The sequence below is a fragment of the uncultured Sneathiella sp. genome (genome assembly GCF_963976355.1).
In the GTDB taxonomy this organism is placed as follows: Bacteria; Pseudomonadota; Alphaproteobacteria; order Sneathiellales; family Sneathiellaceae; genus Sneathiella.
This window is the reverse complement of record NZ_CAXBKA010000014.1, coordinates 13,978-29,027: the sequence shown is the minus strand read 5'-3', so window position 1 is coordinate 29,027 and position 15,050 is coordinate 13,978. Positions and strand designations below refer to the sequence as shown.

Here is a 15,050-nt window from a genome sequence, read left to right as displayed (position 1 = left end):
TTGCATTCGTCTGACGGCACCATCGAAACTTCTTCATTGCAGGGCAAAATAATTTTCTTAAAAAAGGCTCTATTAGATTGACGGATATATCTCAGTACAATAATCTAACAAATGTTAGAAATATATTTGTCTATCGTCTGAATAAGGAATGATAATGCAGTCACATACACATACTGAAAACCTTCCGGAGGAGGTTGCCGAGTTCCTGTCTCCGGGGGAGTTTGTGGATAGTGACTCACCCGAAATTCAAGCTTATGTCGCGGAGGCACTGAAGGATCTATCGGAAGATATCTCTGATACTGAAAAGGCGATCCGACTGTTCGAGATGGTACGTGATGGCCTGAGATATGATCCTTATAATTTGCCGCTGACTGCTGATCTCTATCGTGCCAGCGCTATTGCCAAAAGCGACTCAGGATTCTGTGTTCCGAAGGCAATTTTGCTCGCTGCCTGTCTCAGGGCGGCAGGGATACCGGCAGCCCTTGGTTTTGCGGATGTTCGCAACCACCTCAATACGCCAAAGTTGGCGGAATTGATGGGGACGGATATTTTTATCTATCATGGCTATGTACAGGTCTGGCTGGATGGGAAGACGTACAAGATAACGCCCGCCTTCAATTCCGATATGTGCGATCGCTTTGGCGTCAAGCCGCTGGTGTTTGATGGCAAGTCGGATGCGCTTTTCCACGAGTTCAATCAGCAGGAGCAGCGTCATATGGAATATGTTAATGACCGCGGTCTGTTCAAGGACATCCCGATTGGTGTATTCCTGAAGGAGTTTTATACGACCTATCCGGGACTGGTGGCCTTCAACCAGGAACGTGCCGAGAAAAAGGCGTCAGAGGAAATTGATGACGAGTTTACTGCCCGCAATGAGGGTGCCAAGGCATGAAATCTCCGCCACCACCGGCGTGTAACTAAACACCGACGACCATTTCCAACCGGTCCAGAGAACTAATAATCTTACGCAATTATCCCCTTGACGTATGTAGATTAAATCACTATCTACAATGGATAGGAGATAATGATGACTTACAGCGTTCTTGAATTTATGAAACAGTTTCCCGATGACGACACGTGTCTTGAGCATTTGTTTGTTACCCGCTTCGGCAATGTTGAGGAACTGTACTGCGAGAAATGCGGTGAATACGGCAAGTTTCGCAAACTGTCCAAAATGCCAGCATATACGTGTAACTGCGGTCATCATATTCACCCTATGAAAGACACCCCTTTCGAGCGGTCGAGAACTCCATTGCAGAAGTGGTTTTATGCCATGTACCTGTTTACGACTTCCCGTCATGGTGTCCCCGCCAAAGAATTGCAGAGACAGCTTGGCGTGACCTACAAGACCGCGTGGCGGATGGGCCATGAAATCCGCAAGTATATGACTATGATCGATGGCGACAACTGCCTCTCTGGTACGGTTGAAGCCGACGAAACCTATATTGGCGGCAAGCGCAAGGGTAAACGGGGTCGCGGCGCTTCTGGCAAGACCGTTGTTTTCGATATGCTGGAGCGTAATGGGGCTGTTATGACGAAAATCGTTCCCAACGCCAGCCGTTTGGTTCTTCAAGGGCATATTAGGGAAAATGTTTCCGAAGGTTCTGAAATGCAGACCGACGAATGGGGCGCTTATCGCGGCCTTGATAAGGTCGGCTACACCCATGAAACGGATGAGCATGGTTGCGGACAGTATGCCCGTGATGCCGTCCATGTGAACGCTATTGAGGGGTTCTGGTCGCAGATCAAACGCAGCATCAAAGGCACTCATATCCATGTCTCCAGACAGCACCTAGACAAATACCTTGGCGAGTTTGAATACAGGTACAACATGCGGAAAACCCCTGAAATCATGTTTTCCCGTCTTCTGGCTTCTTTTTAGCCATAGCTTTAAACAGCTTATCGAACAATTTCTTGTCGCCCTTAGACGGATGCTCCTTAGCAAACTGCTCTAGCTTGCCTTCCTTGCGTGCCTCTTCAAGACTTAAGTGCTTACCCCTGCTCATGTGCTTCCCCTTGACCCCACGAAAGATGATATTCTCCGTTTTCATTGCGAATAAAAGACAGGGATATATTGCCATCAAGGACATTATTAAAAGTTTTGTTTCTTCCATATTCTATTGAATACTTTAATGTTCCCGTTATGGGTTTATTTTCATTAACATCGATATCTACGGTTCCAGAATTTTTCCACCCCTTACCATGTGGAGGAATTGTAGAAGAAAACACTTGTTCATCTTCTGGAACCCTTCCGCCTAATCTAAAGTCGAAATTTTCAACTCTAAAATCTATAGGAAATTCTGCTAAACTTGCTAATTGTAATTGAACGCCATGTTTTCCATCTACGTCAAAAAAAGGGAACAATCCCGCTAGGGCTATTTTATCTTTGACTTTTATTTTAAACATCCATTCGTTCATTTTAAGAAGCCAGTGAAATACAAAAGCCAAGGACGCTAAAAACCCAATCCATATATAAAACCAGGGAGCGCCACTTGCGTAGCCCATAACAATGGTCATCATAGGCATCCTCACCGGCAGAAGAACCTTTGTAAAAACATAAAACGCGATAGCTTTAATACCACCCTCTGCAATCGCTTTTCGAATCCAGCTTCCGTTTCCCACTTTGCACTTCCAGTTCGCGTGTGTGTCGAATTACAATATGGAATAAATACCCCAAAAGAGGCAACACATACGTCAAGGGGATAAGCGCGTAATCTTATAAAGGGAGATCCCCAGAATGACTGATCGATACTCTAGTTACAACAAGTTGAAATTTGACTATCCTGCCGACCGTGTCCTGCGTATCACGTTTAGCAATCCCGAAACGTTCAATTCCGTAGATGCGGAATCACATACGCAAATGACGGATATCTGGCGCGATATTGATCGCGATCCAGACATTAATGCCGTCATCGTCACCGGCGAAGGCAAGGCATTTTCGGCCGGCGGTGATTTTGGGTTGATTGAAAAAATGACCGGAAACTTCGATGAGATCATGAAAACCTGGAAAGAAGCAAAAGATCTCGTTTACAATATCATTAATTGCAATAAGCCAATCATTTCCGCGATAAACGGCCCGGCGGCAGGCGCAGGGTTGGTCGTCGGTATCCTGGCTGATATTTCTATAGCAGGTAAGCGTGCGAAAATTGTTGATGGCCACCCCCGATTGGGCGTTGCGGCCGGTGATGTCGCCGCAATTGTTTGGCCACTTCTGTGCAGTATGGCTAAGGCCAAATACTATTTGCTGACCTGCAAACAGGTATCAGGTGAAGAAGCAGAGCGCATTGGTCTGGTGTCCATGTGTGTCGAGGATGATGAGCTGCAGGAAGCAGCACTAGGTATCGCAAAGGACCTTGCCATTGGTTCTCAAAGCGCAATTCGCTGGACGAAATATTCCCTCAACAACTGGCTGCGTCAGGCAGGACCAATCTTTGATGCATCTACTGCGCTTGAAATGCTCGGATTCATGGGAGATGACGTGAAGGAAGGCGTTGCCTCGCACCGGGAAAAGCGTGCGCCGAATTTTCGCAAAGACTGCCCGATCTAAGCTCTGGGCGAAAATCAATGTCTATTGTGCCTCGGGAACTGGCAACGCTAGTTTCCGGGCCTTTTTTTAAAGAGCTTAGCTAGCCTTTACGGTATTTATCAAGCCCGCCGGAATGCATTACCCGGCCCATCAACGGTGCGCCGATGATGGTTTCAGCGCGGCGGGCGGCCGTAATCAGCTTGTCGAGGTCGATTCCGGTTTCGATGCCAAGCTCATGACAGAGGAACACGGCATCCTCGGTGCAGACATTGCCAGCGGCGCGACTGTTGCCATGATCGGCGAAGGGGCAGCCGCCGAGCCCGGCGACGGAGCTGTCGAACAGATCCACCCCCATGGACAGCGCCGCGTGAAGATTGGCAATCCCGAGGCCGCGGGTATCGTGAATATGCATGCCGATGCGGGCCTCCGGTGCGATGTCGCGTAACCCTCCGATCATCCGCTTGACGCTGTCCGGATTTCCCCAGCCCATAGTGTCGGCGAGCATCAGGTCCGGGACGGGAATTTTCTCTTCTTCCGCGAGGTCGAGGATAAAGCGAAAATCATCGAGAACGCGCTCTTTCGGAATATTTCCTTCGAAATTGCAGCCAAACGCCGCCATCACATAGGCCCGCTCAACCGGTAGGCCTTCCTCCTTGTAAAGCCGGACCCAGTCGCGCTGCTTCTCTCGCATTTCCATCGCCGACAGATTGTTGTTCTTGCGGCTGAAACTGTCGGAGGAATAGAACAGAAGCTGCGCCTTAATATCGACGTTATGGGCGCTGAGCGTCTTGCGAAAGCCCTGCTCATTCAGCCAGAGCGCGGTATATTTGACGCCATCTCTGCGCCGGATGCGTTTGAACAGCTCCCCCGTATCCATCATCTGGGGCACATATTTCGGGCTGACGAAGGAGCCGACCTGGATATTCTTCAGCCCAGTCTCGCTGAGCAGATTGATCAGTTCGATACGTTCCTCAATCGGATAGATTGTCTTTTCAATCTGAAAGCCTTCGCGCGGTCCTTCTTCATGGAATTCAACGAATTTTGGAAAATCACTCATGTTTCGGCCTCTTTCTTTTCTGCGATTTCAACGATGGCCCGGCCACGGTCGACCATAGCCCCTTCGGTGACGGAGATATTTCGGGCACGCCCTGCTGTCGCCGCCTTGATGGAGATTTCAAGCTTCATGGATTCGAGAATGGCGACGGTATCGCCAATCTGTACCTCGTCCCCCTCCGACACAAGCACTTTGATCATCAGGCCGGTCAGCGGGGAGGTCAGGATACGGTCCGCCCCCACATCGCCGGATGCAAAGGCAAGCGGCGGTGCCGCCTCAAAAAGATGGCAGGCGTCGTTCGTTTCGATCTCGACCAGCGTATTTCGTACTTTCGCGCGCACGATCAGGCTCTCCCCGGCGTGGGTCACCCGCCAGCTTTGTGGACCGATCTTCTCGGCGGACAGGGAAAGCGGCGTATCCTCGGCATCATAGACAATAAAATGGCCACCCCGGTGAATGGGCGTTACACGGAGGTCACACGCCGTCTCGCCAAGCCTTGCAAGGCTGACACGTTGGCAGGCCTCAGCCAGATCATCGCCGAGCCCGAACCGCCAGCCGGTAAAGACATCGCGGTTCCGCCACGGATTGCCGTCATCATCCCGCCGTCCCTGCATCACATAGAGAACAGCCGCGAGCGCTTCGAATAACCGGCCGCGGGGATCGGCAGTTGTGCGGGTCAGTTCCTCAAGATGGGCGTCGATCCAGCGGGTGTGAACAGCCATTCCGGCAAAATCCGTATTTGACACGAGCGCCGACAGAAAGGCGCGGTTGGTCTCAACGCCCGCAACGGCAGTGCGGCGGAGAGCGCGGGCAAGCTCAATCAGCGCCGTCGCCCGGTCCGGGGCATGGACGATCAGCTTGGCGATCATCGGGTCATAAAAGGAGCTGATGCTGTCGCCTTCCTCAACGCCGCTGTCGAGGCGGATGTCGTCGGGGAGTGAAAGATGTGTAATGTCGCCCGTCGAGGGCGCGAACTTCTCGCCGGGATCCTCGGCATAGAGCCGCGCCTCGATCGCATGGCCGGTGCAAGTGATATCCTGCTGCGCGAGGGCAAGCCCGCCGCCTTCCGCAATTTTGAGATGGAGCGCGATGAGATCGAGACCGGTAATCGCTTCGGTCACCGGATGCTCCACCTGAAGGCGGGGGTTGACCTCAAGAAAGAAATATTCTTCCCCGGGGACCAGAAATTCGACAGTGCCCAGCCCCCGGTAATTCAGGCTTTCCCCGAGTCGGACCGCATCCGCCGCCATCCTGTCCACCAACGGGCGCGGCAAACCGAAGGCAGGCGCTTCTTCTATGACCTTCTGGTGACGGCGTTGCAGGGTGCAGTCGCGTTCAAAAAGATGCAGGACCTTGCCGTCGCCATCACCGATGATTTGGATTTCCACATGGCGGGCATCGGTGAGAAAACGCTCAAGAATCAGTCCTTCCGAGCCGAAGGTCGAGCGTGCCTCACGCAGCGCACCTTCGATATCCGCCACCAGCGTCGCCTTGGCCCGGACCAGCCGCTGGCCGCGTCCGCCGCCGCCGCCGACCGCTTTCAGCAATACGGGAAGGCCCATGCGCAGAACTTCCGCGCGAATGACGTTGGGGTCCGATCGGGCACCTTCGCTTCCCGGAATGACGGGAATATTCGCGGCAATTGCCGCCTCCTTGGCGCTCGCCTTGTCGCCGAACCGTTCCAGTGTTTCGGCGGTCGGACCGACAAAAATCATTCCGGCGGCCTCCACGGCACGGGCGAAATCCGGATTTTCGGACAAAAAGCCATAGCCCGGATGGATGGCGTCGGCGCCGCTGCGCAGTGCGGCGTCCAGAACGGCGGCTATATTGAGGTAGCTCTCGCTCGCCGGGGCTGCGCCGATCAGGATCGAGCGGCCGATCTCGCGCACATGACGGGCGGTTCTGTCGGCCTCGGAATGCACGGCAACCGGGGTTATTCCGAGAGCGCGTGCCGTTCTCGCAATCCGGCAGGCAATTTCACCGCGGTTGGCAATCAGCAGGGTGTTGATTTTCATTCTTTTCCCCATCAGAAACGGAAGACGCCGAAATTGGTGTCCACTTTCGGCCTGCGGGCGGCGACGTCGAGCATAAGGGCAAGGGTCTCGCGGGTCTCACCCGGCTCGATCACCGAATCAACCCAGAGGTTGGAGGCAAAGTTGTAAGGATCCTGAAAGGTCTCATATTCCTCGCGAATCGGCGCCTTAAAGGCTTCTTCCTCCTCTACCGTCCAGCTTGTTCCCTCGCGATCGTTGATCTGGCTGCGTACCTGGGCGAGGACGCTGGCGGCCTGCTCCGGCCCCATGATCGCCGCCCGCCCGCTTGGCCAGATGAACATGGCATCTGGCTGGAAGGGGCGCCCAAGCATGGCGAGATAGCCCGCGCCGTAGGAGCCGCCGGTAATGACAGTGAATTTCGGCACCCGCGCCGAGGACATGGCGGTGATCATCTTCGCGCCCGCCTTGGCAATGCCCGCCTGTTCTGCCTCTCGCCCGACCATGAAGCCGTTGACATCGGCAAGGAAGAGGAGCGGGATATCGCGCTGGACACAGAGATTGATGAAATGCGCCGCCTTCAGCGCCGATTCAACGAACAGCACGCCGTTATTGGCAAGCACGCCAACTTCATGGCCATGAATGCGGCTCCAGCCGGTCATCAGGGTATCGCCATAGAGTGGCTTGAACTCATGAAATTCGCTGCCGTCGAGCAGCCTCGCAACAACCTCGCGATTGTCGGTCGGTACTTTCGCATCGCGGCTGACGATCCCGTAAATTTCCTCGATCGGGTAGGCGGGCGCCTTCGGCGTCGCCGGGGTTTTACGCGGCAGCGCCGCTTCACCAAGATGCAGGACGATTTCCCGCGTGAGGGCGAGGGCATGAGCGTCGTTTTCCGCGAGATGGTCGGTCACGCCGGACACGGAAGAATGCATTTTCCCGCCGCCGAGGGTTTCGGCATCGACTTTCTCCCCCGTCGCGGCAAAGGTCAGCTCCGGCCCGCCGAGATACATGAAGCCCTGACCGCGCACGATCACTACCTCATCGCAGAGGGAGGGGATATAGGCCCCACCCGCCGTGCACGGCCCCATGACGACGGCGATCTGCGGGATGCCGTCGCCGGACATCCCGACCTGATTGTGAAAGATGGAGCCGAACTGTCCTTCATCGGGAAAAATATTCTCCTGATCAGGCAGGAACGCGCCGCCGCTATCGACCAGCGTGATGACGGGCAGGCGGTTGTTCCAGGCAATGCGCTGTGCCCGCACATGTTTCTTTGTCGTCATGCCGAAATAGGTCCCGCCCTTGATCGTCGCGTCATTGGCGATGATCATGCAGTGACGGCCGGAAACCATGCCGATCCCCGTGATAATGCCCGCACCCGGCGGCACGTCGTTATACTTGCCAAGCCCGGCCAGCTCCCCCAGCTCAAGAAACGGAATGCCGGGGTCGATCAACCGCTCGACCCGTTCGCGCGGCAGCATCTTGCCTTTGTCGGTATGACGGGCACGGATCTTCTCCGGCCCGCCGATACGCTGCTCGCGCCGCAACGCATGAAGCTCGTCGATCCGGCGGCGATAGTGAGCGTCATTCTCGGCGAATTCGGTCGTCGCCGTATTGAGAGTAGTTTTCAGGATCGTCATGATTTGTTCGTATCTTCTCGCAAATGAGGGTGGCACTTCACGTCCCGAAGGCGCCTGAACCCTGAAATCGTCAGTTTTATTCTAGTAGGAGCGCGGCAGCCCCATGACCTTTTCACCAATGAAGCTGAGGCATAGCTCCCGGTTGACGGGCGCGGTCCGCAAAAGCCGCACAAGCGGGTACATCTCGTAGATGCCGGTGTCCTCCATAAAGCCGGATCCGCCATGGGCCTGCAGGGCCGCGTCCACGGCTTCAACCCCGGCTTCCGCCGCCGCATATTTCGCCATGTTGGAGGAGCCGCCCGCGGGCAGGCCGTTGTCGAACTCCCACGCCGCACGCCGCCCCATCAGGCTGGCCATTTCGACATTCGTATAGGCCTTGGCGAGCGGATGTTGCACGCCCTGATGGCCGCCGATCGGCTGACCGAAGACGTTGCGTTCGGACGCATAGGCGACGGCCTTGTCGAGGGCGAAGCGACCAACGCCGCAGCAGATGGCGGCGACCAGAATACGCTCCGGATTGAGGGTGTCGAACAGGATGGAAAAGCCGTTGTCGATTTCGCCGACGATATCTTCGGGGCCGAGATCGACATCGTCAAAGAACAGCGTCCATTGTTCCTCCGGCAGCGGGATCGATATCCGGATGCGCTGCATATCGACGCCTTTTTTCTTGAGGTCGACGGCGAAAAGCGTGAAGCCATCGGTCTTTTTTGCCACCTGATCATGCGGCATGGTGCGGGCGACGACGAGGCAATAGTCGGACTGATCGGCACTGGTGATGAATGTCTTTTCGCCATTGAGGGAAAAGCGGTTGCCCTTCTGTTTGGCGATGGTCGTCATCTTCATCGAGTTGGATCCGGCCCCCGCCTCGGTTATGGCGAAGCAGAATTTGATATCGCCGCGGCAGGCGGCGGGCAGCAGTTCCCGCCGCTGGAACTCCGTGCCATGTTTGGCGAGATGCGACAACGACATGCAGGGGCCGACGACAATGCTGAGAAGCGGAATGCCGTGATTGGAGGTTCCCTCCATGAACAGTGCCATTTCCGCGAGGCCGAGGCCCGCCCCGCCATATTCCTCCGGCACCATCAGCCCGAGGAAGCCATCTTCGGCGATCTTCGCGAACATTTCTTCAGGGAAGGCCTTGCGGCGGGAATGTTCCAGCCAGTAGCCATTGTCGAATTTCTGCGCAAGCTGCCCGCCATATTCATAGATCTGCCGCTGCTCGTCATTCAGTGTAAAGTCCATTTTTTCTACCCTCTTGCACCGCGCTGGCGGTTACTGATTGAAATTGGGGGTGCGGCGATTTTCAAAGGCATCCAGCCCCTCCGCCGTGTCTGCGCCCTGAAGGTGGCGGACGACCGCGCCGCGCTCCAGATCCATCGCATCGGCCAGCGGCATTTCAACGCCAGCGCGGGCAAGCCGCTTCATCGCGGTGAGCCCGTCCCGCGATCGTGTCGTCAGGGTTGTTGCGTAGTCGAGGGAGTGCTGCTGCAACTCCTCATCCGCCACCAGATAATTGACGAGGCCCATATTCAGGGCGTCCTCCGCCGTCAGCCAGCGCGCGGAGAACATCAGATCAAGCGCCCGGCGCAGCCCCACGAGACGGGCCAGCCGCTGACTGCCGCCCCAGCCGGGAATCAGGCCGAACTGCGCATGCTGATCGCCGAATTTCGCGGATTTTGCGGCAAAACAGACATCGGCGGCGAGCGCCAGCTCCAGCCCGCCCGCGAGACAAAGACCCTGAACCGCGACGATGACGGGCAGGGGGCTCGCCTCCAGCCGCATCAGAACGTCCATTCCGGAGCCGATGAAATGATCCAGCGCCTCCGTATCTTTGAGGCTGCCCTTCACCTCGGCGAGATCAGCACCGGTGCAGAAATGCTTGCCGGTGGAGCGGATCAGAAGGGCCCGGACCTCCGGGTTCGCTTCGAAGGCGGCGCGGGCCTTGTCGATCAGCTCATGGACTTCCAGTGACAGGCAGTTGAATTTTTCCGGGCGGTTAAGCTCGATAATGCCGACGGCCCCCTCCATAGTTGTCGTTACTGGAGATGTCACGCGGCGCCTCCTTTCGCCTGCTTGTCATATTGCAGGGCAACGCGGCCAACCTTCTCGCGGGCGATGACCAGCTTCTGGATCTGGGCCGTGCCATCGCCGATCTGCAATCCGAGAACGTCGTTATAGCGCTGATGAAACGGCAGGTCTGTGGTGTAGCCGTAATGGCCATGCAGGATCAGACACTGATGGATGATCTCGCAGGTGGTTTTGGGCACATACCACTTGCACATGGCGGCCTCGGCGGTGTGGGAGTTGCCGCTATCGCGGAGATTCAGGGTATAGTAGCAGAGCTGGCGCATCATGGTGAGCTGGGTTTCGGCTTCGGCCAGCGGGAAAGTCACGCCCTGATACTGGGCGAGGGGGGCGCCAAATGCCTCCCGCTCCTGAATATAGGCCCAGGTTTCATCGACCGAGGCCTGCGCCGGGGCGATACATTCCAGACCGATCAGCGCCCGGCTGAAATCGAACCCCGCCATGATGGTGCCGAAGGCCCGGCCTTCCGTCGCCATCAGGCATTCCGATGGAATAACAACATCGTCGAAGAAGACCGATCCGCGCCCGACGGGCTTGGTGCCGATATCATCGAAATGGGTGCGGCTGATGCCTTTTTCGGTGAGATCGACAAAAAAGGCGCTGACCCCGTTGGAGCCGGTGGTGCCGTCTTCGGTACGGGCGAAGATGACGGCGGCATCCGCCTGATCGGCGGCACTCATGGAGGTTTTCTCACCGTTGAGCCGCCAGCCATTGGCCGTTTTCTCGGCTTTGAGTTGCAGGCCCGCCGCATCGGAACCGCCGCGCGGCTCCGTCAGGCCGAGACCGATGATCTTTTCCCCTGCGATAACTCGGGGGATCCATTCCATGGAAATATCCCGCCCGGCATGCTGCGCGACCATCCCGCCCATCAGGGAGGCGAGAAGCTGGATATAGCTGATATTGAAGTCGCCATAGGCGATCGCTTCCGTCATCAGGCCTGCCGTTGTGTAATCCAGGCCCATGCCGCCGAATTCTTCCGGCAGGTCCGGTCCGATCAGGCCAAGCGCGCCCATTTCGCGCACCAGTTGCCTGTCGAGGGTATGGATTCTGGCGCGCTGGAGATAGGTGCCGGCCAGCTTTTCACGGGCAAACCGTACAGCAGTGTCGCGAAATGCCAACTGGTCGTCGGTCGGTAGAAAGTTCATGCGTGGTCTCCCTTCTACGATGGGCGGGCCCATCTTTTAAAAATCCTAACAAATGTTAGAAATCCTAGCAAGCAGTTAAAACCGGATTTTGCTGATTGTTCAAATTGATGCTCAGAAGGACGGAAAGCAGCGAATAGAAAACGGTAACATTCTAAGCGGGTCAGCAATATTCAGTGGAACGGGTAGTATAATAAATGAGCAACGGGAAATGATATTTGCCATCGCTCAGGAGTGATGCCGAAGAAGCGACTATTAGGCGACGCTTTAACCGTGCATGGTCAGTCCGCCAGAGACTGAAATTGTCTGCCCGGTAATAAAGCCTGCATCGTCGGAGCCGAGGAAGCAGACAATGCCAGGAAAATCGGCTGGCTGCGCGAGGCGTCGCATCGGTATCGCCCGCTTCAGGCTTTCGGCAATCTTGCTCCCGCCTTCTTCGCCCCCGGCAATTTCCGCAAACAAAGGGGTATCCGTCGGCCCGGGGCAGACGACGTTCAGCTGGATGCCGGAGCGGGCAAGCTCGCGGGCAACTGTTTTGGTGAAAGAGATGATGCCCCCTTTGCAGGATGAATAAACAGCCTCGCCGGAGGAGCCGACACGACCGGCGTCCGAACTGATATTGATCACCCGGCCTCCACCGTTTTTCACCATGCCGGGAAGTACTGCGTGGTGCATATGCAGCGGACCGTAGAGATTTATATCGATGACCTTTTTCCAAAGATCTACATCCGAATCAAGGAAAGAGACAATCTTGTCCCAGCCCGCGTTATTGACCAGAATGTCAACTGGGCCACTGCTTTCCACTAGCTTGACCGCCGCATCAATAGCAGCGCGATCCGTAATATTTACGATATATGAAGTGGCCCTTCCGCCGTTTGCTTCGATTAAGCTGACGGTCTCGGCAGCCCCGTCTTCGTTCATGTCAAAAACCGCAACCTCGGCGCCTTCTTCCGCGAAACGGCGGGCAATTTCCCGACCGATTCCGCTGCCACTACCGGTAATAATAACGCGCTTTCCCTTAAGTCCTCGCATTTGATCCTCTCCTGTATTAATGATTATTTATGAGTGTTAATTTGATTTTCTCTTTCAATTAAGTGTAAAATCGAATGATTGTTAGATTTATCGCATTTTTCTTTGTGTTGTCTAGAAGAAATAAGAAACCCATGAGTTCGAAACCACTTATTTCCGAACCTCTAAAGACGTTGGTGAGCAAGTCAGAGCAGACCCGTTCCCTCATCCTCGCCGCCGCCGCACGCCTGTTTCGCGATCAGGGATATACGGCATCGACCCTGCGCAAGATTGCCGCCGCGGCGGGTATCGCGGCGGGCAGCATCTACTATCATTTCAATTCCAAGGATGAGATTCTGGACGAAGTGCTGGACTTGGGGCTGCGACAGGTTTTCGAGGCGGTAAAAGAAACACGGGCGGCATGCGAAGCGCAGGGAGAGGGGTTTAGGGAAATCTTCGCGGCGATGGTCCATACCCACTTGACCTATCTGCTTCAGGCCAGCGATTTCACATCCTCAAACATCCGGAATTTCTCGATGTTGCCGACCGCGATGCGCGAACGTCACCGGCCGTTGCGCCGCGCCTATGCCGATGAGTGGGACGATGCCCTGGGAAAAGCGCTGGCGGCAGGCAGTATCCGGTCCGATATCAAGATTGTTCCGCTTCGGCAGTTTGTAATTGGTGCGCTCAACTGGACGGTTGAGTGGTTTGATGCCAATCGTTATTCCATAGAAATTTTCTCCAACAAGGCGACGGAGTTGATTCTCGACGGCATGCTGACCGAACCGGGAAAGCCGGTTGTCGAGAAAATATTTCCCGAGGGTGATCAGGTTAATTTGCTGATGTCGGAAGGATCAAAAGCGGCACAAACTCGCTCTCACATCCTCTCTTCCGCAGCAAAGGTGATGCGCAACCGCGGTTTTAAAGCATCGACAGTGCGTCATATTGCCGATGCGGCAGGTATGGAAGCGGGCAGCATTTATTATCACTTCAGTTCGAAGAGCGAAATTCTGGATGAGGTTCTCGACCGTGGTCTTCGGGATTTATTCGAGGGCGTTGCCAAGGTGCTGGCCGATGAAACGCACTTTCCCGATCACCGCGGTCGGATCGCCGCAGCTATCCGGACTCATATGATGTTTCTTTTTGCCCGCAGCGAATTTAGTTCTGCGAACCTCCGCATATATGGCCATCTACCGGAAAAAGTACGCGCCCGGCACCGGCCTATTCGTCACGATTATTCGCGGGTCTGGGATAAAAGCCTCAATATGGCAAGGGAGGCCGGTAAAATCCGTCCAGATATAGAGATTGTGCCGCTCCGCCAGGTCATGCTGGGTGCCCTGAACTGGACGGTCGAGTGGTTTGATCCGGCAGAAGGCGAGAGGGCTGGGTTTTATACACTTCAAGAGATGATTGTGATGTTGCAGACGTTGTTGCTGGATGGTATCGTTCGTCATTACGCGGATCGCGGTTCCGGCGGATAAAATGTTGTCATTATTTTTTCCAAGACATGACATTGGCTTAGGGGTGGTACAGGGAAACCCGGGAAATTCATCATGGCAAATCGGCCGCAGCACTTAAAAACAAGACCGGGATTTCATTTTCTTCTGACAATAGAAAATATAGCTTGAAGACAATTCTAACAGATGTTAGTTTTTTTATAAAAGGCGGGAGAACATCGTCTGAAAAGGGGGGAAATGGAAGAGGTGTCTGTTCGTAGTTTTGGATTTTCCGAAACTCAACTTAGGGAAAACCCGACTGTATTCAAGTCTAATCTGTTTGCCGGGCAGGTAGTTGTCGTGTCTGGGGCGGGCAGTGGTCTTGGCCGTGCAATTGCGGCCTTGTTCGCGCGCCTGGGTGCCGATCTCGCCATCTGCGGCCGCAACGCGGAAAAACTGGAGGCTGCGGCGACGTTTCTCGAAAGTTTCGGCGGCCAAGTTATGATTGCTCAACTCAATATCCGTGATACGGAGCAAGTTAACGGCTTCATTGACGATATTCATGCCCGGTTCGGACAGCTGGATATTCTGGTCAACAACGCTGGTGGCCAGTTCCCGCAGGCCGCCCTTGATTATACCTCCAAAGGCTGGAACGCTGTGATTGACACCAATCTGAACGGCACCTGGTGGATGATGCAGGCGGCGGCCCGCAAATGGGTTGAACAGAAACGGCCCGGTGCCATTGTTAATATCACCGCCGATATCTGGCGCGGCATGCCGGGGATTGCTCATACCGGCGCGGCGCGCGCCGGGGTGACCTACCTGTCCAAATCGGTCGCCGTTGAATGGGCGCCTTACGACATTCGCGTGAACTGTGTTGCTCCCGGCTGCTGTGAGAGCACGGGCTTTGCCCACTACCCGCCCGAAGGATCGGCGACGTTCAAGGATTCCAACCCGATGCGGCGTGCCGGTGATGAATGGGACATTGCGGAGGCCGTGGCCTATATGTCGGCGCCGTCCGGCAAGTTTATTACCGGGGAGGTCCTGACGGTCGACGGGGGGCAGCAGATGTGGGGAGACCCTTGGCCGACAGGCCGTCCGGAGTATTTTGAGCCCGATAATCCGCGCGCACGACAGTCGCAGGAATAACTGGGAAAAGGGAGGA

Annotated in this window: 14 protein-coding genes; 5 read left to right on the top strand and 9 right to left on the bottom strand. The window is 55.4% G+C overall.

The genetic code is table 11. From position 1 onward, the window contains the following. Positions 1 to 154 precede the first annotated feature (154 nt). Positions 155 to 892, top strand: a complete 738-nt coding sequence (locus AAC599_RS19480) for a transglutaminase family protein (RefSeq protein ID WP_340152062.1) — start codon at positions 155 to 157, stop codon at positions 890 to 892. 135 nt (positions 893 to 1,027) lie between these two features. Further along, complete coding sequence (locus tag AAC599_RS19475; protein ID WP_340152061.1) at positions 1,028 to 1,882, top strand: IS1595 family transposase; 855 nt, start codon at positions 1,028 to 1,030, stop codon at positions 1,880 to 1,882. On the opposite strand, the gene AAC599_RS19470 is transcribed toward AAC599_RS19475, so the two are convergent. Together AAC599_RS19470 and AAC599_RS19465 are read right to left on the bottom strand one after the other, a co-directional pair. Beyond that, positions 1,851 to 2,006, bottom strand: a complete 156-nt coding sequence (locus tag AAC599_RS19470; RefSeq protein ID WP_340152060.1) for a hypothetical protein — start codon at positions 2,004 to 2,006, stop codon at positions 1,851 to 1,853. The genes AAC599_RS19475 and AAC599_RS19470 overlap by 32 nt on opposite strands. Beyond that, positions 1,993 to 2,622, bottom strand: a complete 630-nt coding sequence (locus AAC599_RS19465) for a hypothetical protein (protein WP_340152059.1) — start codon at positions 2,620 to 2,622, stop codon at positions 1,993 to 1,995. Before AAC599_RS19465 ends, AAC599_RS19470 begins: the two co-directional genes overlap by 14 nt. Positions 2,623 to 2,737: 115 nt before the next feature. On the opposite strand from AAC599_RS19465, the gene AAC599_RS19460 reads away from it, so the two are divergent. Continuing rightward, positions 2,738 to 3,547 (top strand): enoyl-CoA hydratase/isomerase family protein, encoded by an 810-nt coding sequence (locus AAC599_RS19460; RefSeq protein WP_340152058.1) that lies wholly within the window; start codon positions 2,738 to 2,740, stop codon positions 3,545 to 3,547. Positions 3,548 to 3,626: 79 nt separating this feature from the next. On the opposite strand, the gene AAC599_RS19455 is transcribed toward AAC599_RS19460, so the two are convergent. The 7 genes from AAC599_RS19455 to AAC599_RS19425 all read right to left on the bottom strand — a co-directional run bounded on the left by AAC599_RS19455 (position 3,627) and on the right by AAC599_RS19425 (position 12,473). Beyond that, the gene (locus tag AAC599_RS19455; protein ID WP_340152057.1) at positions 3,627 to 4,583 is read right to left on the bottom strand and encodes a hydroxymethylglutaryl-CoA lyase; all 957 of its coding nucleotides are present in this window, start codon (positions 4,581 to 4,583) and stop codon (positions 3,627 to 3,629) included. Then, entirely contained in the window at positions 4,580 to 6,595 is a 2,016-nt protein-coding gene (locus tag AAC599_RS19450; protein ID WP_340152056.1) for a biotin carboxylase N-terminal domain-containing protein, read from the bottom strand. Before AAC599_RS19450 ends, AAC599_RS19455 begins: the two co-directional genes overlap by 4 nt. An 11-nt stretch (positions 6,596 to 6,606) precedes the next feature. Next, a complete protein-coding gene (locus AAC599_RS19445) occupies positions 6,607 to 8,214 on the bottom strand; it encodes a carboxyl transferase domain-containing protein (RefSeq protein WP_340152055.1) in 1,608 nt (535 codons plus the stop codon). Between the two features lie 81 nt (positions 8,215 to 8,295). Then, a complete protein-coding gene (locus AAC599_RS19440; protein WP_340152054.1) occupies positions 8,296 to 9,456 on the bottom strand; it encodes an acyl-CoA dehydrogenase family protein in 1,161 nt (386 codons plus the stop codon). A 30-nt stretch (positions 9,457 to 9,486) separates the two neighbouring features. Next, on the bottom strand, positions 9,487 to 10,266 hold the full coding sequence (locus AAC599_RS19435) for an enoyl-CoA hydratase/isomerase family protein (protein ID WP_340152053.1): 780 nt from the start codon (positions 10,264 to 10,266) through the stop codon (positions 9,487 to 9,489). Further along, on the bottom strand, positions 10,263 to 11,444 hold the full coding sequence (locus tag AAC599_RS19430; RefSeq protein WP_340152052.1) for an acyl-CoA dehydrogenase family protein: 1,182 nt from the start codon (positions 11,442 to 11,444) through the stop codon (positions 10,263 to 10,265). Before AAC599_RS19430 ends, AAC599_RS19435 begins: the two co-directional genes overlap by 4 nt. 264 nt (positions 11,445 to 11,708) lie before the next feature. Then, positions 11,709 to 12,473, bottom strand: a complete 765-nt coding sequence (locus AAC599_RS19425) for a glucose 1-dehydrogenase (protein ID WP_340152051.1) — start codon at positions 12,471 to 12,473, stop codon at positions 11,709 to 11,711. Positions 12,474 to 12,604: 131 nt separating this feature from the next. Here AAC599_RS19425 and AAC599_RS19420 point away from each other — a divergent pair, with 131 nt between their 5' ends. Beyond that, positions 12,605 to 13,930, top strand: a complete 1,326-nt coding sequence (locus tag AAC599_RS19420; RefSeq protein ID WP_293963456.1) for a TetR family transcriptional regulator — start codon at positions 12,605 to 12,607, stop codon at positions 13,928 to 13,930. 222 nt (positions 13,931 to 14,152) lie between these two features. Continuing rightward, entirely contained in the window at positions 14,153 to 15,034 is an 882-nt protein-coding gene (locus AAC599_RS19415; protein WP_293963454.1) for an SDR family oxidoreductase, read from the top strand. The last annotated feature ends 16 nt before the right edge of the window (positions 15,035 to 15,050 follow it).